Raw genomic sequence first — 22,193 nt, 5'->3', positions numbered from 1 at the left:
AAACTACCCAAAAATTTTAGGTAGTTCTGTAAATTATTAGTTATAGTACTAAATTGCTCTTTTAGCAACATACTCACTCTCATTGCTTAAACGATCTATGGCCTTTATCGCAATAGCCCTTAGTTCTCGGCCGTTTTTCATTTTCGGAAAGCTTCTTTCGCTCTGCCTGCCATCAAGGATCTCATATTCCCACACATCGCCATACTGCGCATATGCTACCCATTGAAAAACCTGATCAGGCTGTTTGTGTAGCCATTTTGCAAATACGCTACTCTTCTCGGAGGTCAAGATCAATGTAGGTGCCAATAGCGGATTAACCTGCAACCACGGCGTCCTCGGTATTAGGGCTTTGCTATGGTAGGGTCCGTCTTTCAACGCGCGCACCATATTGGGACTTTTGGTCAAGCCCGCAATACTCCAATGTGCGGCGCCCACACTGTTGGGGATAAGCTGCCGGGTGGCCTCTATTTGGCGAACGATTTCCTGCGGCCGATTTGGCGAGCGCACTTCCACCGTATTCAAGCCTGGCCACACATGCCTCTTTTGCGTATTTTCGGACTCCCACCAGCGCAAAAGTGCTGTAAAGCTCTGCCGCGCCGGATCAATCGGCCAGTAAAGCTGTGGGGTAAAATAATCGATCCACCCACGATTCAACCATAGTTTAGCGTCGGCATACAACTCATCATATTGCGAAGAACCCGTGATTCCGGCCGGATAGCCAGGCTTCCAGATACCAAAAGGACTGATTCCGAATTTCACGTAGTTTTTTTCGGCCTTAATGCCTTTATATACCCTTTCGATAAAGCGATTCACATTATCTCTACGCCAATCGCCTCGCGAAAGTTTGCCTCCGGAGCCACGGTAGGCACTCCACGATGCGTCATCAGGGAAGTCAGCTCCACCATTATACTCGGCGTAGGGATAGAAGTAGTCATCAAAGTGCACCCCATCAATATCGTAGCGTTTCACAATATCCATGACCACTTTTGCCGCGTGGTCTTGTGTTTTAGGATTTGCCGGATCGAACCAATACATCCCGTTGCGCAGCCGCAGCACCATCTCGGGAGCCTTGCGTACCATTGACTCGCTACCAACCGCTCCTCCACTAGAATGGTGAGCGCGATATGGATTTAACCACACATGAAGCTCCAAGCCTCTTTTATGCGCTTCCTCTACCCAAAATGTCAATGGGTCATAGTAAGGAGCAGGACGCTTACCGGTTGTGCCCGTCAAAAAATAGGACCATGGTTCATAAGGACTATCATACAGGGCATCTCCGGATGGTCTAACCTGAAAAATAACGGCATTAAAATTATTATCTTTTAGGAAGTCAAGCAACTCAATAGCTTCCTGTTTTTGAGATTCCGTGTTGTAATTACCTTTCGTGGGCCAATTGATATTGGCGACCGTAGCAACCCAAGCCCCGCGGAACTCACGGCTCACCGTCGGCAGTTCTACACGCAAGGGGGCTTCAATAGGGGCGTCTGCCGCGGGCTTCGCCCGTGTCACGACTGGAGGCGTGACCGCAGACAATGGCTTATCCAATTTCGCGGTATCCGCTAGCACAAGCTCGACAGCAGGAGACTTCAGCTCCTTTGCCTTTTTTCTATTCTTACGCGATGCACAAGAAAACAGCAGTACAGATGCCACAAGGGTCAAAGCTGCTGCACTTTTTATCGGTTTCAAATTCATAGATTGCAAAACTACACTTTTTAAGCCTACGCGACGAAAAATGCCCTATTTTAGTCCGTTACTTATCTTTTTTAAGCGAAACGTTCTCCTTCAAGATACACCTGTTGCAGCACAAAATCAGCATCGAACACCAACACATTAGCCAAAGATCCGCTGTTTAGATTTCCGATATCTGTTCTTCCCAAAAGCTGCGCAGGGTAGGATGTAGCCATTCGTAAAGCCTCGTCCAACGCGATATCTGCATGCTCAACACAATTCTTCACGGCTTGCAGCAGTGTGAGTGCAGAACCGCTAAGGGTACCATCCGGCATCGTGTAGTGATCCTCATGCCGCACATGTTGATAAATATCCTTGTCGCAGGCTGCTACCGCATCTGTGATAAGGAAAAGCCGCTCGCCCAACAACTGTTTACTAATTTTCAGCGCCTCAAAATCCACGTGCACGCCGTCTGCAATGATGGAAGCCATTACACCTTCATGCCGAACGGTAGCTCCAGGCAGTCCGGTATCGCGATGGTGGAAACTCGACATGGCATTCCATAGATGCGTCACTGCAGGTATTCCCTTCGAAAATCCGAGCATCGCTTCTTCAAATGAGGCTGCGCTATGTCCCGCACTCAGCAAGATGCCGCGTCTCTGTAGTACATCGATAGCCGCTTGATGAATCAACTCCGGCGCGACGGTCATCATCTTGACTGCACCTTGGTCTTCAGACAATAAACTTTCTATATTTTCAAGTGATGGGATAAGCATATGTTCCGCTGGGTGCGCTCCTTTTTTTGCTGCATTCAGAAAGGGGCCTTCCAAATGCAAACCTAAGGCGGTCTTCCTCGGAGCTTGTTGAAAGACGTGAATAGCCTCCTTAAACACAGCAGCACTATTGGTTGCCAAAGTCAACATGAAGGACGTACATCCCTGCCTCAGCAAGCCATCTTCGATTCGGCCTAAGCTATCCACGGTTAGTTCCGCAGAGAACAGATCATTCCCCGTTCCGTAAATCTGTAGATCTATGAGTCCCGGACAGATGATGCTTTTATGTACGTCAACCTGAGTGTAATCCACTGGAATATTTTGTCTAGGAAATATCCCCTGAATCCGCCCCGCATCCATAAGCAATCCGTGGCCCAGAAATACATCATGCCCATTGATGATTTGTCCGTTAACAAGTGCTATTTTTTGTTTTTGCATACAATCCCTCTTTTTTGGTGAAGACGATAAGGAAGGCTCCATACGCAGATCACCGATGACAATATAGACAAGTTAATGATTTTACAACAAACGAAAGAATCCTCCGTTTATTTATTCGGCTATGCAATTTTGCTATTTCAGATTTTGGATTGTAAATTAGCTGCATGAAACCAAAGGACAATCAACCCGAACTATCGGCTTCTTCTCGTTTCAACCGAAGAGCAATGCGCGTTATGAATATAATCGCCATAACGATGTTTGTATTGGCTATTGTCTACAAAATATTTTTCGACAAATAGCTTTTGGTGCTAGTCAATTCGGCCTACTTGGCTTAACTTTTACATCTTCTTATAACGCTTTAAAACATGTCACAAAAACAAATCTTAAATACAGAAAATGCGCCTGCGGCAATCGGCCCTTACAACCAAGCAATCCAAGCCGGAAAAACCCTCTATGTATCTGGGCAGATCCCGTTGATCCCAGGAAGCATGGAACTTGTTAGCTCGGGCGTTGCAGACGAAACCCACCAAGTACTAAAAAATGTAGCCGCTATATTGGAAAACGCGGGATATAGCTTTAACGATGTGGTAAAAGCCAGCATCTTTATCAGCGATATGGGCGATTTTGCTACCATCAACGAGGTCTACGCGCAATATTTCACGGAGAACCAGCCGGCACGCGAGTGTGTCGCTGTAAAAACGCTTCCTAAAAATGTGAATGTCGAAATATCCGTGATTGCCTGGAAAGATTAATAGGTGGAAAAACATACCGAAAATATGGAGAGCCGCAAAACCTACTTTTTTGCGGCTTTTTTAGCCCCCCTGATTTGGGGCTTTATGTCCATCCCTGTACGCTGGCTCAAAGGATGGCCTGCTGACGACATCCTGAATTTTCGTATCCTAAGCGGATTGGTAATCTTATGGATGTACATCTTAATATTTAGAAAGAAGGCACTACATCAAGATATCAAACACTTCAGTAGCCTACCCTTTAACGGACAGAAAAGAGCAATAATGCTGACGCTGTTTGCCTCAATATGTATTTTTGGCAATTGGTACACCTACATCTACGCGATCAACTACATCAGCGTCCAGTCGGCTGCATTTGGCTATATGATCTGCCCGCTGATTACTACTTTTACCGCATTTATTGTTCTCAAGGAAAAGCTCAACGCTTGGAAATGGGCGGCCTTGGCCTTCGCGCTTGTCAGTGTCAGTTTACTTGCTAGCGGATCCCTTATCGATGGAATGTGGTCTTTGGCTATTGCCGCCCTATATGCTTTCTATCTCATTAGCGGGCGCGTACTGCAGGGCTTTGACAAACTTAATGTATTGGCCATTCAGCTCTCCATTTGCTCCCTGTTTATTATCCCTATCCTCATCCTTCAGGGGCACCCCATTCCCCAAGGCTACGTATTTTGGACATCGATCATCCTCATTGCAGTGGTTTTTACTATCATTCCATTGTTTTTAAGCATGTATGCATTGACGCGAATCTCCTCCGGTACAACAGGCGTACTACTTTATATAAATCCAATTATCGCGTTTCTATTAGCCATCTTTTATTTTAGAGAGCCCGTTGATCCACGCAAGTACATAGCCTACGGCATATTACTAATGGCCATTATCCTTTTTAACTTCCAGACCTTACGAAAATTCTTAATTCGCTAACGAAACGCAATCAACGATCTATTTTTCGAAAAATTCCTAAATAAAAGAATTGACCACTGTCGCGTTTGCATGGTCGCCTTCGTATAAAGAGAAACGAACCAACGAAACGTAAAAGATATGAAATCCTTACTGTTGATTTTTTTCAGCATTTTGGCTATATGCTACGCAGCATGTGACAAAGCAGAACTTAACACTCGGCCAGCTGCGGAGGAAGAGCTTCGCCAACTACACACCGCAATACAAGCCCTCACAAATAAAACGCCCTGTACAGATCCTGCACAATGGGACTTTACGGCGCTAGGCAGCAAGGCCTGTGGAGGTCCTGCATCGTATATTGCCTATCCCAAAAACAGCGAGACCCAACACTTCCTGAATCTCGTAGAGCGATTTACGGAGGCACAGTTAGCTTTTAATAAAAAATATGGAACAATATCGGATTGTATGCTTGTCATGCCCCCATCAGGTATCCGCTGCGAAAACAACCGACCTGTCTTCATAAACCCATAACCACTTGATCGAGTTACTTATGCCGTTATTAATCAAAAATCCCCTTTTAAGAATTATTGCGTTCGTCGTGCTATTGACAGGCTGCAGTAAAGGAGAGATGCAAAGCAATCCTTATAGTGACCACCCTGAACCAGAGTTGGAAAAAATGGCCAACCGAAAGTACGAAGCTATCATTAACCTAGCTCATAGTAAACCATGTACCAATGCGAAGGATTGGAAAATGATAGATATACAGACGATCTGTGGATTGGATCATTTAGTCTATCACAATACAACGGATAAACAGCAACTGCAGGAACTTATTGAAGATTATGAATTGGTCATCGCAATTTATCGCCCAATGATTGCTCCGCGGATCAACTGCATGGCCTACAGAAAGCCCAAGGGAATCTCTTGTCGAGATGGAAAACCCATTTTGACCTATTGATCCATGCTTCGCTGCAACAGATCAACTGTACTATCTTCGTCTAAAGCATAGATCGCTTAAAACGGGCTAAACAAAAAATATTTTCTTAAATTAGCCGTTCCTAAAATGGCTGATTTATCTGCAATAACCCCGATAGCGTACCTGAAAGGTGTAGGACCACAAAAGGCGGATGTCCTTAAATTGGAGCTACAGCTATTTAGCATCGGCGATCTGCTCCAATACTATCCTTTTCGATATATCGATCGGACGAAGTTCCATAAAATAAAAGAAGTACATGCCGATATGGTGGGTGCGCAGATTCTTGGTCGATTGATAAGCCTGCAGGAGCTGGGCGAGAAACGAGGTAAGCGCCTTGTTGCACAGTTCCGAGACGATACAGGCAGTATGGAGCTTGTTTGGTTCCAAAGCATCCCATGGCTAAAGAAATCCCTAAAAGTAGGATCCGCCTATATTGCGTACGGCAAGCCCACAGCATTTAATGGGCAAGTTTCCATTACGCATCCAGAGATGGAGCTTTTCGATAACAAGGAAAAAAAGATAGGCAACCTCACCATGCAGCCCGTTTATTCGTCGACAGAGAAGCTTAAAAAGTTCAATCTGGACACTAAAGGCATACAGAAGTTGCAACAAACTGCCTTAGAGGCAATCTTGCGTTCTCTTCAAGAGCCTTTACCCGAATACCTTCTTGAAAAGCATAAACTGATCGGCTATCAGCAAGCACTACTATCCATACATTTCCCGCAAACGGTACACGACCTTAATGCTGCAATAAGGAGGCTCAAATTCGAGGAGCTATTCTTCATTCAGCTCCGGTTACTACGCAACAAACAGCTTAACACACAGAAGTATCGTGGGCATCGTTTCGACCAAGTCGGCAATTCCTTCAACACATTTTTCAACGAACGACTGCCCTTCCCATTGACGGGTGCGCAAAAACGCGTAATGAAGGAAATACGATTAGATACCAATACCGGGGCACAAATGAATCGCTTAGTTCAGGGCGACGTCGGCTCTGGCAAGACGGTCGTTGCGCTAATGTCCATGCTACTAGCCATCGACAATGGTTACCAGGCCTGTATGATGGCGCCGACAGAAATTCTCGCACAACAGCATTTTGCAGGCATCAGCGCACTTTTGGGAGAGGATATCTGTACCGTTAAACTGTTAACAGGCTCCACGAGCACAAAAGAGCGCCGGATTATCCACCAACAGCTGGAGGAAGGGACATTAGATATACTGATTGGCACACATGCACTTATCGAAGATAAGGTAAAATTTAAGAACATAGGTTTTGTGGTAATCGATGAGCAGCACCGCTTCGGCGTCGAACAACGGGCCAAGTTATGGCGCAAAAACAGTATCCCTCCGCATATGCTCGTCATGACCGCAACCCCGATACCCAGGACATTGGCCATGACGATGTATGGCGATCTCGATATCTCCGTGATTGATGAACTGCCCGCAGGGAGAAAGCCTATTAAAACCGTTCATTTTTTTGAAAACCAGCGCCTCCGGGTGTTTGGCTTTATGCGGGACGAAATCGCCAAGGGGCGTCAGGTTTACGTGGTGTTTCCGTTGATAAAGGAAAGTGAAAAGATGGATCTCCTGTATCTAGAGGCCGGACTGGAAAACCTGCAGCGCGAATTCCCGCTACCTAACTTCAAGATCAGCATTGTGCACGGAAAAATGCCCGTCAAGGATAAGGACTTTGAGATGCAACGTTTTGTGAAAGGAGAGACACAGATCATGGTGGCCACCACGGTGATAGAGGTTGGCGTAAACGTACCGAATGCTTCCGTGATGATTATCGAAAATTCGGAACGCTTTGGACTATCCCAGTTACACCAGCTCCGCGGACGCGTTGGTCGTGGTGCAGAGCAATCATTCTGCATCCTAATGTCAGGCAACAAGCTCAGTAAGGAGGGTAGAACAAGGCTAGAGACCATGGTGCGTACATCCGATGGCTTTGAAATTGCTGAAGTGGATCTGCAATTGCGCGGTCCTGGTGATATATCGGGCACGCAGCAATCAGGTATATTGGAAATGAAAATAGCCAACCTCACATCCGACCAAGCGATACTTAGCGAGGCACGAAATGCTGTTATAGAAATATTTAAGGAAGATCCCGGCCTTGCACAGCAAAAAAATGGACGGCTGGTGGCTTACTTGGCGCAACGCGGACCAAACATCTCTTGGGACAAGATTTCTTAAGCGTTTGTTGGCTTGCCAAGCAGTGGCCAACAAACGTTAATACGCTTAATACAACAAATTATTGTACGGGTAGCGCACATTGTGCAGCGCAACCACAATTTCATAAAGCTTTTCTTTGAACTCCTCCAAATTGGTTTTGTCCGTTGCAGAAATAAAAATCGCAGGATTTGCATTTTTCGCCATCCAAGAATTACGGAAGTCGTCCAAAGTGGTTTTGATTTCTTCACCATCCTCGCTTTCGGTTACGGCCGGCTTGTAGGCGTCAATCTTGTTGAATACCGTAATCACCGGTTTATCCAAAGCGCCGAGCTCTTTCAATGTTTCATTGACTGCAAGGATATGGTCTTCAAAATTCGGATGAGAGATATCAACCACATGGATGAGAATATCCGCTTCGCGAACCTCATCCAAGGTGGATTTAAAGCATTCCACCAAATGGTGCGGCAGCTTGCGAATAAACCCGACCGTATCGGAAAGCAAGAAAGGCAAGTTGTCGATGACCACTTTTCGTACCGTGGTGTCCAGAGTCGCAAAAAGCTTATTCTCGATCAGTACATCCGATTTAGAGATCATATTCATGATCGTCGATTTACCCACGTTGGTATATCCTACCAAAGCAGCACGGATAAGCTCACCTCGATTTTTGCGTTGCGTCTCATTTTGCTTATCTATTTGCTTTAAACGGTCTTTCAGCAGGGAAATTTTGTTCAGGATCATCCGTCTATCCGACTCGATCTGGCTTTCCCCAGGACCGCGCATACCGATACCTCCACGCTGCCGCTCCAAGTGGGTCCACATACGCGTTAAACGGGGCAATAGATATTGTAGTTGAGCAAGTTCAACCTGCGTTTTCGCCTGTGCCGTTTGGGCATGTCGTGCGAAGATATCTAAAATCAGATTCGAGCGGTCCAAAACCTTTATTTGAAACTCCTTCTCAATATTACGCAGCTGCGAAGGCGATAGCTCATCATCAAACACCACCATATCGATCTCCTCAGCAATGATGTATGCTTTTATTTCCTCCAACTTTCCGCTTCCCACAAAGGTTGCCCGATCAGGATAGGCCAACTTTTGCGTAAATGCACCCTTATTCACACCACCAGCCGTTTCTACCAAAAAAGCAAGCTCTTCCAAGTATTCATGGGCTTTTGCTTCGGTATTATCGGGCGTGATGACCGATACCAAAACAGCTGTTTCGGGTTTTATTGCTGTATCGTATATTTTTGTTCTTGCCATAATGTTCCTCGCTATTTCGATAATTCATCATGCGAGCCTTCATTTTCCTTGTTGGCCTACAATTGCTTATCGTACTTTTTGTATAAGGATACAAAGATAATCGTTTTTATTCACTCTTGACATCGGCCGGATATTGATAAGCATGTTTTCTCTTCGAATTGTGTAAATTTGCAGGACAACATTGCTGTACTCCTTCCGCAGTGGGTAAAAGAGATAATGGAACAACAGATGCAGAATAAAGAGGTTCAATTCATGGATTGGGGATTGCTGGATTACCAAGAAGCGTGGGATAAGCAGGAAGCTGTTTTTGCGAGCACGCTTGCCATCAAGCATGACAATCGCGTAAATGACACGAACACCATCACGCCAAATTACTTGATCTTCACGGAGCATCCCCATGTGTATACCCTAGGAAAAAGCGGACATCCGGAATACCTGTTATTGGACGATGAAGGCCTACAAGCTAAACAGGCTACCTTTTATAAGATTAACCGCGGCGGAGATATCACCTACCATGGACCGGGACAGATTGTAGGTTACCCTATTATTGATCTCGACAATTTCTTTACGGATATCCACCTGTACTTGCGCACCTTAGAAGAGGCTGTTATTCGCACCTGTGCGGACTACGGAATCAGTGCAGGACGTTATGATGGATTTACGGGTGTATGGATCGATGCGGACAACGAGAAAGCAAGAAAAATATGCGCCATGGGCGTGCGGGCATCACGCTGGGTAACGATGCATGGCTTTGCTTTCAACGTGAATACTGATCTAAGTTATTTTGGTCATATTATCCCCTGTGGAATTGACGACAAAGATGTCACTTCATTGGAGCGTGAGCTGGGTAGAAAACTCGATATTGAGGAAGTGAAAGAAAAACTCAAGCAGCATATTGCAGCCTTGTTTGGCATGCTGTTGATCAACGGTACACAAAATTTATAGCTTGCCCAAAAAGCGTAGAAACTTATTTCTTATAGGCCTGCAACTCCTGCTCTAACAGGCTAATTTGCCGCTCCAACAGCGTTATGGTTTTTTCCTGTGCAGACACAACCTGTTGTAAAGCACTGTTGAGCGGCTCGATTGTCAGGGATGCATCCGTAGAAACCGCATCAGCAGATGTAGCGCGTAGCATCACCCCTTCTCCCAACAGTAACCAAGCCGGACTAATTTCAGGATATTTATGCAGCACAACGACCAATGCATCTGCACTTAAAGAAGATCGCATCTGTGGACCTTTAAAGTTGGCATAGGATAGACCTAACTCTTTAAAAAAAGCAACCTTCGAAAGGCCTTTCTCTTCTGCGATATGCAGCACTCGCTCTTTGATCGTCATAAAGCCACGTCCCTTTCGCCAGCTAGGCTTCGTCAACCTTTGTAAATAGACTTGTTTGGCATCCCATGTATTGTTGTTCCAAACGGATTTCAACCGTTTCCTCTTTGGCGAGGGCGTATAAATCAAAGAGTTCCGTTTCCTGGAACCTAGTGGCTACCGATAGCTTGATATCTGTACAGTGGGGTGCAAAGGTGGCATGCACCAATTCAACCGTATTGTTCTGTCCAGACAAGTGCGATAAGATCAAATGTCGTAAACGCGGTGTTCGACTTTCCAAAAAAACCTCCAACGATAAACGATTCGAGATATGCCCCCAACCACTACGAATTCGATTTTTCAAATAAAAAGAATACCGACCCTTTTCGAGCATCTCCTCATCATAGTTGGCCTCCAGCAGCAGCACATCAGCATGCTTGATCACATGCTTTACATTATCGCAAGCTCGGCCTAAATCCGTCAACACACCAATATTAAAGGCTCCATTGCTTACCAAAAAGCTGCATGGCTCTTTCGCATCGTGGTATTTCGGAATTCCATATACTGAGATGGATCCGACATCGACTTTGGCGTTGGGCTCGATGATGTGCACCAGATAATCCGGCAGCTGCAACCGGGATCCTTTGTAGGAGCCCGCGGTGATATAAACAGGTATTTGATAGCGCTTACAGAATACCGACAGGCCGCAAATATGATCGGAATGCTCATGGGTAATGAAAATAGCCGAGATACTTGCTGGATTAATACCCAACCTCGCCATACGCAACTCCATATGCTTGGTATTTATACCCACGTCGACTAGCACGGCATCGCTCCCATTCGCTATGTAATAGCTATTACCATTACTCCCTGAAGCTAGGGCACAATATTTCATATTAAAATCCTTTCTTTAATCCCTGCGGTTTCAAGCATATTGTTCTATCCCGTTAATCAAGGCCTAACATTCTGGAAGACTGAGCGGCACCTTAATCGCCAAACCACCATCGGCAGTTTCCTTATATTTCACGTTCATATCTTGCGCTGTATCCCACATGGTGCTCACCACAGCATCCAAGCTTACCTTGGCCTTATCCGGATTAGAATTTAACGCCAGCTGTGCTGCTGTTATTGCCTTCACCGCACCCATGGTATTACGTTCGATACAGGGAATCTGCACCAAGCCGCCAATCGGATCACAGGTAAGGCCGAGATGATGCTCCATGGCAATCTCAGCAGCCATCAGCACCTGTCGCTGGGATCCGCCCAAGCATTCCGTCAATGCTCCTGCAGCCATCGCTGATGACACGCCTATTTCCGCTTGACAGCCCCCCATCGCAGCAGATATTGTAGCTCCTTTTTTAAAGATAGAACCAATTTCGGAGGCCGTCGCAATAAACTGCATAATCTTATCCTCGCGGTAGCTGTCATGGAAAGTGATATAGTATTGTAACACGGCAGGAATAACGCCTGAGGCGCCATTTGTTGGCGCCGTAACGACCCTACCGAAAGATGCATTTTCTTCATTGACTGCCAAAGCGAAGCAACTTACCCAATCTAGGATATAACCGAAATCCTTTCCTCCCTCGCGTATCGCAGCAAGCCAAGTATCGTAATCAGCATAGGACCGACCTTTTAAAAGCCGCTGGTTCATTTTGGCCGCCCGACGTTCCACGAGCAACCCGCCGGGAAGTACGCCGGCGGTATGGCAGCCCTTGTATATACAATCTTTGAGTGTATGGAATATCTGTAGTACGCCGGTCTTCGTCTCTTCCTCGCTGCGCCAAGAGAGCTCATTCTCCATCACTAGCTCCGAGATCTTCAATCCCGTACGCATGCACCACACCATCAGCTCCTGTGCCGTATCCACTGGAAAAGGCAGGTCCACCTCGCTCAACACGCCATCAGCATCGTTCTCCTGAACCACAAAACCGCCGCCGATAGAATAATATGTTTCCGAAATCGCCGTACCATCAGCCAAAAAAGCTTGAAAGGTAACGGCATTGGGATGGAAGGGTAAGCTTTCGGCGTACAGAAACATAAGATCCGTTTTGTACGAAAAAGGCACCTCCTTCTCTCCGCCCAAGAAAATCTTTCCGGAAGTTTTTATATCATGCACCTTGGGCATCACTTGATACACATCGAACGTGACGGGATCGTCTCCGCTAAGCCCAAGAAGGGTCGCTATATCCGTTCCATGGCCCACGCCAGTTTTTGCAAGCGAACCATACAACAATATGTTTACGCCGACGGTATGTTGTAACGCTCCCCGTTGTTTAAGCAGGTCAACGAAACGTTGCGCCGCCCGCCAAGGGCCAAGCGTATGCGAACTCGAAGGTCCGATACCGATTTTAAACATATCAAAAATAGAGATTCGCTCGTTTGCCATTTTCAAAATTTAAGCTCTCACAAAAATATCGTTTATGCATCAATATCCGCCATTATTCGTAGCAATTTTTGGGAGAAAGATTTAGCAATATGCTAATAGCGAATCGCTTTACTTAACAATATCGCATTAAAAAAAATGTTGCCCGTTTCTATCTAGCGTAGAAACGGGCAACATTCATATTGCAGGGGATGTTCCTGTATATTCTGTCTATAATATGTTTTTACTTTTTGAATCGTTGACGTCAAATAGAGCAACCCGCATGACATTGTACAGATCTCCAAACGAACCTCCTAAAGCCCATCGCCATATTGAAACTTCTTATTGATCGCTACAGGAAGCTTTCCTTGTGCTTTGATCTGCCCAAGTAGAAGCTTAACGGCAGCTTTCTGCATAAAACCATCATTTTGGTAAGCCATGATGATGCCACTACTTCGATCGACAGAAAGGTTATCCAACATGTAAGGATTAGTGAACATCACGGTAATCGTTCGCCTTCCGGCAAGCTTGTCGACAAACTCCCGAACAGGCTCCGAAAGGTCTGACTCACTGCGCGGACGCGGCCTGTTGTCATGAACAACCAAAAGAATCTGACGCGAACCTCGGATTTCCTTCAGCAATTCCTTTAACTGATCTTCTGTCTCCTTCCCTGTAACAAAAAACTGTGTCTTTTCCGTTAGCTGCGTGGCTATCTCCTTTTCAAAGTCCTGCGCCTGTCCAATCCCCACCGATACAATCGCGGTCTCTGCACGACGATCAAAGGTCTTTATGCGCCGATCGGCCTTTAAGACGGTCACCGCCGCATCGGCAAGACGCTGCACAAGCTGCTTTGCCGCGCTACTGTTTAAGTCTGTAAACAGATTTTGCATCGGCACGGGCCTATATTGATGGAGCCCAACCCAGTATTTCGCGGCCAGTACGCGCTTGACACGCTGGTCTAAATCCGCTTGCTTGATGCGACCGCTTTTTACGGCCTTTTCAACCAGATCAATGGCGCGGGCACTGTTTTCTGACACCTCCAAGAGGTCATGGCCAGCTTCGATTGCCATAACATCAGCTTCGCCATTCGGGAAGAACTTCTTCACGCCATTCATGTCCATAGCATCGGTTACGGCAAGCCCACGAAAGCCTAGCTCTTTACGCAGAAGATCCGTGACTACTTTCTTTGATATGGAAGAAGGGATATTAGGCGCAGCATCCAAGGATGGAATGTTCATATGCGCCACCATAATGGCTGGCGCACCCGCCTTGATCAACGCTCGGAATGGAAAAATTTCTAAGGTGTCCAAACGTTTCTTGGAGAAGTTTAATTGAGGGAGATCATGGTGCGAGTCGACATCTGTATCCCCGTGACCGGGAAAATGCTTTAGTGATGCAATTATTCCACCATCAATCATTCCATCCATATAGGCCTTTGCTTTGCGGGTGACATTATATTTGTTGTCACCAAAAGAGCGGAAGTTGATCACCGGATTTTTCGGATTATTATTAATATCCACCACGGGAGCAAAATTAAAGTGCATACCTATGCGTTGAAAATCGCGTGCGATTTGCCTTCCCATCTCATAGATAAGGTGTTCGTTCTGAATAGCACCCAGTGTCATTTGGTAAGGATAGGATAGCGTGGAGTCCGGCATACGCATCCCAAGGCCCCATTCTCCATCGTAGGTAATCAACAAAGGAACTTTGCTCAACTTTTGATACTGGTTGAACATTTGGGCGTGACGCACAGGGCCACCTTGAAAGACCACTAGCCCCCCAAGTTGCTCTTTGCGAATCACCTGCGCAACGGAGTCAATATATTTCTTACCCAAATTCGTATGTGCTCTAACGAGAAACAATTGGGCAATGCGCTCTTTTTGACTCAGCTTATTGAAAACAGAATCGACCCAGGCATTCTTGCTGTTTATTACCTGTACGAAATCGGGCTTTTTTTGCGCCTTGGCGGCAAGCATACACACAGCCAATATTAAAAAAAGCAAAAGTTTCTTGATCATATCTAGTAATTTATCGCCTCGAATATACATGAAAAAAAGAAAATGTCAAATTTTTGCATATTTAAAATAAAAACACGCAAAAACATGCACTATAGTAGTTCATATTTCTTTTCCAGCAGCTGCGACAAACTTACGCCATTATTGATATCGCCGCTAGCTTCACGCTTCCAAAGCATATCGATGAGTAACAACAGGAGCTGTGTTTCCAACTCCGGATCTCTATAACCCAGCTCAGTAAAAGCTTTAACCAAAATGGGCTGCACAGGTTTCATAAATTGCTCGTGTTGTTGCTTAGAAAAGCTATTATGCGAAAGTCGTTCCTGCAGTTTCCAAAAAAGAGGTTCTTCAGCCACCAATTTACTGGGGAGAAAAATCATATTCTGCAGAAATTCCTTTGGGTTTCGGTAGGTCATCATGCCCCTATGATGCGATAGCACACGACGATAGCCAGCTTTTATGATATGCGCTAGCAAAGAATCTTTATTCCCAAAATGCTTAAATATAAGAGCCTCGGAAACGCCCGCTTCTACCGATATCTCTTTCGTTGACGTATCTACATAGCCTTTCGTAGCAAAAAGCGAAAGTGCTACTTTCATTATTTTCTCTTTACGGCTTAACGTCGTATCTTTCATGTATTATTTTTTTACAAAGATATCAAATTTAGGATGTCGTCCGCTATTTTTACCAATCCACAAAACAGTCACGCACATCACCCAAAGCTTTCGTGCAATAGCCGTACCATCAAACATGGCCGCCCTGATATTCACAAAATTTTCTAACAGCTAATTAGCGGATACCGTACATAGAAACAGCTGCCTTATAAAGCACAACACAATCGAGACTTTTAAATGGCTATTCAGCGCACTGTACCAACAGGTCTACTAACGAACTTTCCCTCCTTTGGAACGGAACAACGCCAACTTTTCCGCTAGTTTTGCCGGGTCGATTGCTCGAGTCGCGTCAAGCAGGATGCTGGTTTCAAAGCCCATTTGCAAACTATCCATAGCCGTAAAAAAAACGCAGTAGTCAGCAGCGAGGCCACAGACGTGCACCTCATTCACACCTTTGGCGTGAAGATAGCCCGCCAAACCGGTGGCCTGAAGATGTCCATTATCGAAAAAACCAGAGTAACTATCGATATGTCTGTCCATTCCTTTTCGAAAAATAGCCGCTACCTTAAGCGTATCCAATTCAGCGACAAAATCGGCACCAGGTGACCCTTGTACGCAGTGATCTGGCCAGAGTGTTTGCTCGAGTCCCTGCAGCATGATCGTATCGTAAACATTTTGCCCAAGATGTTGGGAGATAAAACTATAATGGTCGGCAGGGTGCCAGTCTTGCGTAGCAACAACAAGATCATAGTCCTTTTGAATAGTATTAATAACGTCAATAATCTCTTCGCCATTAGGGACTGCCAAGCGTCCACCGGGCAAAAAGTCATATTGCATGTCAACGATAACAAGTGCTTTCATCAGCACAATTTAGTCAATCGTCAACATATATCCAATGCTACGGATATTGGTTATCTTGATCCTTTCGTCTTTAGAGAGGTATTTTCGTATGCGACTGATAAAAACATCTAGGCTTCGTCCGGTAAAATAGGTATCATCGTTCCAGTAGGCACGGATAATCTCTTCCCGCGGCACCACCTCGTCTTTATGCTCGTACAGCCTTCGCAGTAGCTCCACTTCGCGGAAAGACAATTTCTCCTGCTCGTTGCCCAAGCTTAAGGTTGATTTAATCGTGTCTAAGGTAAAATGACCAATTTGATACTGCTTTTGTGCCTGTACAATGTTTGCCTTTTTCGTAAGCGCCTCAATACGCACGATAAGCTCTTCGATCTTAAAAGGCTTACGCACATAGTCGTTGGCTCCAAGGTGGAATCCTTTAACCACATCTTCGGTCTGCGTCATGGCGGTCAGAAAGATAATCGGTGTATGCAAATCGACTTTTCGAATTTCTTGCGCTACGGAAAATCCATCCATCATCGGCATCATGATATCCAAAACAACAATATCGGGCTTCTTATGTTTGAAGGCGATAACCGCATCACGTCCATTTTGCTTATGAACGACCTGAAAACCGTGCGCTTCCAAACTATCCGAAACGATTAGAGCTAAGCTTGTTTCGTCTTCTACATATAATACGTCTACCATTATAGCTGGTTTTTAGGAATATTGATTGTAAATATACTACCTTTTCCAATTTCACTTTGCACCCGAATGCGGCCAGCATGCTGCTCAAGCACATGTTTGACGTAGGCGAGACCTAAGCCGAATCCCTTGACCTCATGTACTGTCCCGGCTGGGACACGGAAAAACATATCAAAAACCCTAGGTAGATGCTCAGCAGGAATCCCCTTCCCTTTATCAGCGATGGACAATACCACATCATTTGTGCGGTCTTTTAAGGTCACCGTTATCTGCACGGGATCATCGGAGTACTTTATTGCATTGTCCAACAAATTACCAAGAACATTCTTTAAATGTGCCTCGTCCGCAAGTAAATCTAAGCGTTCCACATCGGGATTAAAAATCACCTTCACCTGCTTTTGTGTAGCAATAGTAGCCACTTCTAGACAGCTTCGGACAAAAGGTACCAAATCAAACGTACTTTTGGTCAAACGCACCCGATGTGTCTCGTCCACATCAAGCGCAAGCACCCGTTCAATCATATCATTCAAATGCTCTAGCTCTGCCTTCGAAATATCCAAGTACTTATGCATCCGTACTTTATCGTCTTTGGCCACAAAACGTTGTATAGCTTCGACGGCCGCCATTACGGTAGACACCGGTGTTTTCAACTCATGCGTCATATTATTAACAAATGCCTTCCTTAGAATGGCTGATTGATTCTGCTTTCGAATGGTTTTCAATAGATAAATAAAGGTACCTATCAACGCCGTGAGCAAGAGCAAGGAGAAAACAAATTGTCCACCCAACTTAACAGCCAAATATGGCCAAGGGTTATCGAATCTCGCCAAAAGGAATTGTTCGTTCTCGGGGTTGATTAAGATGGGACGAGTAAATAAGTAGGCCTGTTTCTTCCTATCTCGGACATGTTGATCAAAACGTTCACGCGGAATAATTTCCGTAGAAAGCTGAAATTTGGCCTGAATGCCGTTTCGAGCCAAAGCTTTCGCCAAACGTGCTTCCAAGGTGTCTACCAATTGCGCGTTAAAGTCCATCTTTTCCAGTAAGTACAGCGGCAATAGTTCGTTCGGTGTTTCTTTAGCATGCTCGTCATCCCGCCCTCGTCGATTTCTGCCGCGTCGGAAATCAGCGGTATCTAGATAAGTACGCATAGGGGCGACATCCAAATCTGGATAGACATGTTTTAACAAATTGAGCATTCCTTTATGTCGGCGTTGGCTCTCTAAACTATCGGTACGCGCTCGTTTCGGGGACTCCGCAAACTCATTTTGGTAATACTTTTGTAGCACATTGAACAAGGAACGTTCTGCCGTTCCAAGAAATAGTTCGCGTTCACTTTTATAGCTCCCAACCAGCCAAAACAACAACACCATGGCCATTCCAGTAGCCGTTAAGACGATCAGTGCAAGCAGGATTTTATACTTTTTTAACATTATTAATACAAATTTAAATTAGTAGATTTGCAACGCACAAGTAATCGGCTAGTTTTAACAAAATATAACACTGATTAACAGTTCGCTGGAACGAAAACGAGAAGAATACATCATAAATCCCTAGAAACGCCATTTCGCAAGCGTTAAGTCAAAGGGTATTTTAACAAAATATAACACTCGTTAACTGTTTCATTTGATTACTTTTGCTAGTCAAATAATAAGTATGAATCAATTTTTAAAGAGAAGTATTACCTTTTTTGCACTACCAGTTTTTATACTAATCATAGCGGGAGCGTGCGACAAAGATATGAGCGTGATGTTGGATAATACCGCCACGAACAATGTGGGCGTATCTTTTATCGACTCCTTTACGGTTAATACTTCTACGGTTCAACTGAACAATATGCCATCTGCAGGTACGGGCAGTGTATTGGTAGGAAAAGCCGCCGACAGTCGCTTTGGCGAAGTTAAATCGACCTCTTACTTCAGGATAGGTTTCTCCAGTATAGCCAACGACATTCCCGAAGCAGCGGTATTCGATTCCTTGAATTTGGTATTAAGACCGACAACAAATCGTTATTATTTCGGAGACACGACAAAAGTGCAACGCATCAGCGTTCACCAACTGGATCAAGTATTGGAATCCAAAACGCTTACCGGAGGAATCCAAAATACTGCCTTGCCAATTTATGTAACCGGAGCATCTATTTTCAATGACCAAACCTTCGACTACAATCCCGTAAGTATAGGCGCTGCGAGCTTTGCTCCGCGTGTGCGGGCGTTGGATTCCCTAAATATTCGTCTAGACGCGTCCATAGGGCAGAATTTTTTCGACCTTATCAAAGCGAATGATCTACGCGTGTCATCCAACGAAAACTTTCGCGATTATTTTAAAGGCTTAGTGTTGGTGCCTGACGAAGAAAATACGGCGGTACTTGCCTTTAATGATACCGTACAAGTAAAGATCAACTATAGCTACACCGGTACGGACGGTTTTAGAAGATCAGGATCAAAAATATTGAGTCTTGTTGACCGCAGCTTGCAGTTTAACCATATTGCATATGACCGTGAAGGAACTGTATTCGAACCCTTGACGGCAGTCAACCGCGAGATGCAAACGAGTACCACATCTGGCCTTACCTATGTACAATCGGGAACTGGTGTTGTAGCGAAGTTAGACTTTCCTTCGTTAAAAGAATTTTTACAGGATGAAAATATATCGATCAACAAGGCTGAATTGGTTATCGAGACCAGTTCGCCGGCCAACACGATGTATCCTATTCCAGGTAGCCTGATGCTATTTGTTGCGAACCACGAGGGGGTTCCCACATCATTCATACCAACACCGTTTGGCACAGGAACCGTTCAGCAGGCGGCTTTTGCAGGAGGCAATCAAGCAGGAAGAAATGGAAGGTATACCTTCAACATGATTTTGTATATGAAGAATCTCAAGTCTACCGGCACCTACGATAACACTTCGCTCTACCTGAGCTCGGTGTTTCCTGGCACGGCTAGCACCTTCAGCACATTTAATACTGCATTTATCGCCGTCGAAAATGCAAGACCCAAAATAAAATTGAATATATTGTACACTAAATTTAGATAATTTATGAATAAGAAAAATTGGCTATTGTTAATCTTAGCCTGCACTATTGCTTTTACATCGTTCAACTCGTGCAAGAAGGATAATGATGAGGATACTACCGATACGGGACCAACGGAATGGGTAAGATCGATTGTTTTCAAAAACGATCCTAGAAATGGGGCAGCTTCTTTCACTATTGGCAACGAAGCTTACGTGGTAGGTGGATTTGTCAGAAATGAAGGTGTCGTTAATGATGGTTCCAGTTTTAATGGTTCGACATGGACTGACATTACTGATTTCCCTGGCGAAGCCCGCCAAATGGCCGTAGGATTTTCGATCAACGGAAAAGGTTATGTTGGTACAGGATCTACAGGTTCCGAAGATCTTGATGACTTCTATAGTTACGATCCAGCAACCAAGGTATGGACTGCTATCGCTCCTTTCCCAGGCCGAGCTCGCTATGGCGCTGTAGCCTTCACTTTAGGTAACTTTGCTTATGTTGGGTTAGGATCAACTCGCACAGATGCTAAGTTTAGCGATTTTTACCGCTACGATCCTGCGACGAACACATGGTCAGAAATCTCTGTTCCTTTTAAATACAAGAAAGCGTTTGCCTTTGCGTTCGTTATTGGCGACAGAGCTTACGTAGGCGGTGGATATGCAAACAGCTCCAGCTTACCTGAAGATTTCTACTCCTTTGATGGAACAAACTGGACAGCTCTTGCTGATTTGAACCGTAATGACGATACCTATACATACGATGCAAGAAAATACAATGCTAGTGCATTTGTTGTAGGCAATGCAGGTTATGTGGTTAGCGGTCGCAGCGGATCTAGCATCACCAGTACAGTATGGAAATATGAGCCTGCATCTGACTCTTGGACAGACAAGCATCAAGCACTTCCTGCAGACGCTCGTGAAAAAGCAGTAGGATTCGCCTTAAACGGAAAAGGATATATCACAACTGGATTGAATGGTGCATTCATCTTTGATAACACCTGGGAATTTACACAAGTACGTTAATCGTTCAACGATTTATCATACCACAAAAAAAGCGGACGAAAGTCCGCTTTTTTTGTGCCTTTACCTAACGTATAGAAGATAGGAGAAGAACTCCAGCGCTTTAAGGATTTCGATCTCGCTAACTAAGCAAAACAATCTTCCAATTATCAAAAGCAGAACCATTACCGCCAGCCCATTTCATGAAAGAGAATGAATGTACTACACATATACTTCGCTAAAAATCGTTATCCCACGGCTAAGCACGTATCGATCCGAACAACAGGTAACAAGCTAGAAAAAATAAGCATCAAAAAAGGCTACACGTGTTATAGTGTAGCCTTCCGTAGTATTAACTGGATAGATTGAAAACTAGATCAATCCCTTTTTGTCTAACAATTCTGCGATTTGAACAGCATTGGTAGCAGCACCTTTACGAAGGTTATCTGCAACAACCCAAAGATTCAAGGTATTATCTTGAGACTCGTCCCGACGGATACGACCAACAAGAACTTCATCTTTACCATGCGCATCCTTCGGCATCGGGTATTTAAGATTCGCCGGATCATCTACAACAATTACCCCTTCTTGTTCTGATAAAAGAGCACGTACGGTATCTAGATCAAAATCGTTCTCAAATTCGATATTGACCGATTCCGAGTGACCACCCATCACAGGGATACGAACGGTTGTTGCCGTGACGCGAATGCTATCATCGCCCATAATCTTATTCGTTTCCTTGATCATCTTCATTTCCTCTTTTGTATAACCATTTTCTTGGAATACATCGATATGCGGAATGACATTTAAATCGATTTGATAAGGGTATGCCTTTTCGCCTTCTTTTCCAGCGCGCTCATCCATTAATTGTGTAACAGCCTTCACACCTGTCCCCGTAACGGATTGGTATGTTGAAACAACAACACGCTTAATCTTATACTTTTCGTGCAAAGGTTTTAGTACGACCACCATTTGTATGGTCGAACAATTCGGATTGGCAATAATCTTGTCGTCAGCCGTCAACACATCACCGTTAACTTCTGGCACAACAAGCTTCTTTGTTGGATCCATCCGCCAAGCAGATGAATTATCTACCACGGTAATTCCTGCCTCTGCATAAAGGGGGGCAAATTCAGTAGATGTGCCGCCTCCAGCAGAAAACAAAGCCACTTGTGGTTTTAGTGCAATAGCTTCGGCTGGTGTCACGACCTTATACTTCTTTCCCTTAAACTCGATTTCCTTACCCTTGCTCTTCTCAGATGCTACAGGAATCAATTCTGTTACCGGGAAATTACGTTCTGCTAAAACGGTCAAGATCTCTGACCCAACAAGGCCTGTTGCGCCTACTACTGCAACTTTCATAGTTAAATTTGTTTTGTTTGTATGTGAATGATTAAATTT

The 22,193-nt window shown here is 44.8% G+C and carries 20 protein-coding genes; 8 read left to right on the top strand and 12 right to left on the bottom strand.

Annotation, left to right across the window (positions count from 1 at the left end; translation table 11 throughout):
* Window positions 1-48: 48 nt before the first annotated feature.
* Window positions 49-1,692 carry a glycoside hydrolase family 10 protein gene (locus SCB77_RS12620; protein ID WP_320182363.1) on the bottom strand — a complete coding sequence of 548 codons (1,644 nt, stop codon included), beginning with the start codon at window positions 1,690-1,692 and terminating at the stop codon, window positions 49-51.
* A 71-nt stretch (window positions 1,693-1,763) separates the two neighbouring features.
* Window positions 1,764-2,879, bottom strand: coding sequence for an N-acetylglucosamine-6-phosphate deacetylase (gene nagA, locus SCB77_RS12615; RefSeq protein ID WP_320182362.1), 1,116 nt, complete (start codon window positions 2,877-2,879; stop codon window positions 1,764-1,766).
* Window positions 2,880-3,244: 365 nt separating this feature from the next.
* Between nagA and SCB77_RS12610 the strand changes: the two genes are divergently transcribed.
* The 5 genes from SCB77_RS12610 to recG all read left to right on the top strand — a co-directional run bounded on the left by SCB77_RS12610 (window position 3,245) and on the right by recG (window position 7,694).
* Window positions 3,245-3,631, top strand: a complete 387-nt coding sequence (locus SCB77_RS12610; protein ID WP_320182361.1) for a RidA family protein — start codon at window positions 3,245-3,247, stop codon at window positions 3,629-3,631.
* 3 nt (window positions 3,632-3,634) lie between these two features.
* A complete protein-coding gene (locus SCB77_RS12605; protein WP_320182360.1) occupies window positions 3,635-4,549 on the top strand; it encodes an EamA family transporter in 915 nt (304 codons plus the stop codon).
* 117 nt (window positions 4,550-4,666) lie between these two features.
* Window positions 4,667-5,056 carry a hypothetical protein gene (locus tag SCB77_RS12600; protein ID WP_320182359.1) on the top strand — a complete coding sequence of 130 codons (390 nt, stop codon included), beginning with the start codon at window positions 4,667-4,669 and terminating at the stop codon, window positions 5,054-5,056.
* A gap of 4 nt (window positions 5,057-5,060) precedes the next feature.
* On the top strand, window positions 5,061-5,483 hold the full coding sequence (locus tag SCB77_RS12595; protein ID WP_320182358.1) for a hypothetical protein: 423 nt from the start codon (window positions 5,061-5,063) through the stop codon (window positions 5,481-5,483).
* A 105-nt stretch (window positions 5,484-5,588) separates the two neighbouring features.
* Complete coding sequence (recG, locus tag SCB77_RS12590) at window positions 5,589-7,694, top strand: ATP-dependent DNA helicase RecG (protein ID WP_320182357.1); 2,106 nt, start codon at window positions 5,589-5,591, stop codon at window positions 7,692-7,694.
* 45 nt (window positions 7,695-7,739) lie between these two features.
* Here recG and hflX read toward each other — a convergent pair whose 3' ends face one another.
* Entirely contained in the window at window positions 7,740-8,930 is a 1,191-nt protein-coding gene (gene hflX / locus SCB77_RS12585; protein ID WP_320182356.1) for a GTPase HflX, read from the bottom strand.
* A gap of 228 nt (window positions 8,931-9,158) precedes the next feature.
* On the opposite strand from hflX, the gene lipB reads away from it, so the two are divergent.
* Complete coding sequence (gene lipB / locus SCB77_RS12580; protein WP_320186622.1) at window positions 9,159-9,875, top strand: lipoyl(octanoyl) transferase LipB; 717 nt, start codon at window positions 9,159-9,161, stop codon at window positions 9,873-9,875.
* Between the two features lie 22 nt (window positions 9,876-9,897).
* On the opposite strand, the gene SCB77_RS12575 is transcribed toward lipB, so the two are convergent.
* The 8 genes from SCB77_RS12575 to SCB77_RS12540 form a co-directional block, all read right to left on the bottom strand.
* A complete protein-coding gene (locus tag SCB77_RS12575; protein WP_320182355.1) occupies window positions 9,898-10,266 on the bottom strand; it encodes a hypothetical protein in 369 nt (122 codons plus the stop codon).
* 22 nt (window positions 10,267-10,288) lie between these two features.
* Complete coding sequence (locus tag SCB77_RS12570; RefSeq protein ID WP_320182354.1) at window positions 10,289-11,137, bottom strand: MBL fold metallo-hydrolase; 849 nt, start codon at window positions 11,135-11,137, stop codon at window positions 10,289-10,291.
* A gap of 63 nt (window positions 11,138-11,200) precedes the next feature.
* Window positions 11,201-12,628: an L-serine ammonia-lyase gene (locus tag SCB77_RS12565; protein WP_320182353.1), complete on the bottom strand. Its 1,428-nt coding sequence runs from the start codon at window positions 12,626-12,628 to the stop codon at window positions 11,201-11,203.
* Window positions 12,629-12,918: 290 nt separating this feature from the next.
* Entirely contained in the window at window positions 12,919-14,622 is a 1,704-nt protein-coding gene (locus SCB77_RS12560) for a glycoside hydrolase family 3 protein (RefSeq protein ID WP_320182352.1), read from the bottom strand.
* Between the two features lie 89 nt (window positions 14,623-14,711).
* Entirely contained in the window at window positions 14,712-15,254 is a 543-nt protein-coding gene (locus tag SCB77_RS12555) for a TetR/AcrR family transcriptional regulator (protein WP_320182351.1), read from the bottom strand.
* A gap of 249 nt (window positions 15,255-15,503) precedes the next feature.
* A complete protein-coding gene (gene pncA / locus SCB77_RS12550; protein WP_320182350.1) occupies window positions 15,504-16,094 on the bottom strand; it encodes a bifunctional nicotinamidase/pyrazinamidase in 591 nt (196 codons plus the stop codon).
* Window positions 16,095-16,103: 9 nt separating this feature from the next.
* Window positions 16,104-16,778: a response regulator transcription factor gene (locus tag SCB77_RS12545; RefSeq protein ID WP_320182349.1), complete on the bottom strand. Its 675-nt coding sequence runs from the start codon at window positions 16,776-16,778 to the stop codon at window positions 16,104-16,106.
* Window positions 16,778-18,208 (bottom strand): sensor histidine kinase, encoded by a 1,431-nt coding sequence (locus SCB77_RS12540; RefSeq protein WP_320182348.1) that lies wholly within the window; start codon window positions 18,206-18,208, stop codon window positions 16,778-16,780. Before SCB77_RS12540 ends, SCB77_RS12545 begins: the two co-directional genes overlap by 1 nt.
* Window positions 18,209-18,431: 223 nt before the next feature.
* On the opposite strand from SCB77_RS12540, the gene SCB77_RS12535 reads away from it, so the two are divergent.
* Together SCB77_RS12535 and SCB77_RS12530 are read left to right on the top strand one after the other, a co-directional pair.
* A complete protein-coding gene (locus SCB77_RS12535; protein WP_320182347.1) occupies window positions 18,432-19,814 on the top strand; it encodes a DUF4270 family protein in 1,383 nt (460 codons plus the stop codon).
* A 3-nt stretch (window positions 19,815-19,817) separates the two neighbouring features.
* Complete coding sequence (locus tag SCB77_RS12530; protein WP_320182346.1) at window positions 19,818-20,816, top strand: Kelch repeat-containing protein; 999 nt, start codon at window positions 19,818-19,820, stop codon at window positions 20,814-20,816.
* A 348-nt stretch (window positions 20,817-21,164) separates the two neighbouring features.
* Here SCB77_RS12530 and SCB77_RS12525 read toward each other — a convergent pair whose 3' ends face one another.
* Window positions 21,165-22,154 carry an aspartate-semialdehyde dehydrogenase gene (locus tag SCB77_RS12525; protein WP_320182345.1) on the bottom strand — a complete coding sequence of 330 codons (990 nt, stop codon included), beginning with the start codon at window positions 22,152-22,154 and terminating at the stop codon, window positions 21,165-21,167.
* Window positions 22,155-22,193 lie beyond the last annotated feature (39 nt).

This window comes from Sphingobacterium bambusae, from assembly GCF_033955345.1.
Taxonomy (GTDB): domain Bacteria; phylum Bacteroidota; class Bacteroidia; order Sphingobacteriales; family Sphingobacteriaceae; genus Sphingobacterium; species Sphingobacterium bambusae.
This window is presented reverse-complemented; position numbering and strand designations above follow the sequence as displayed.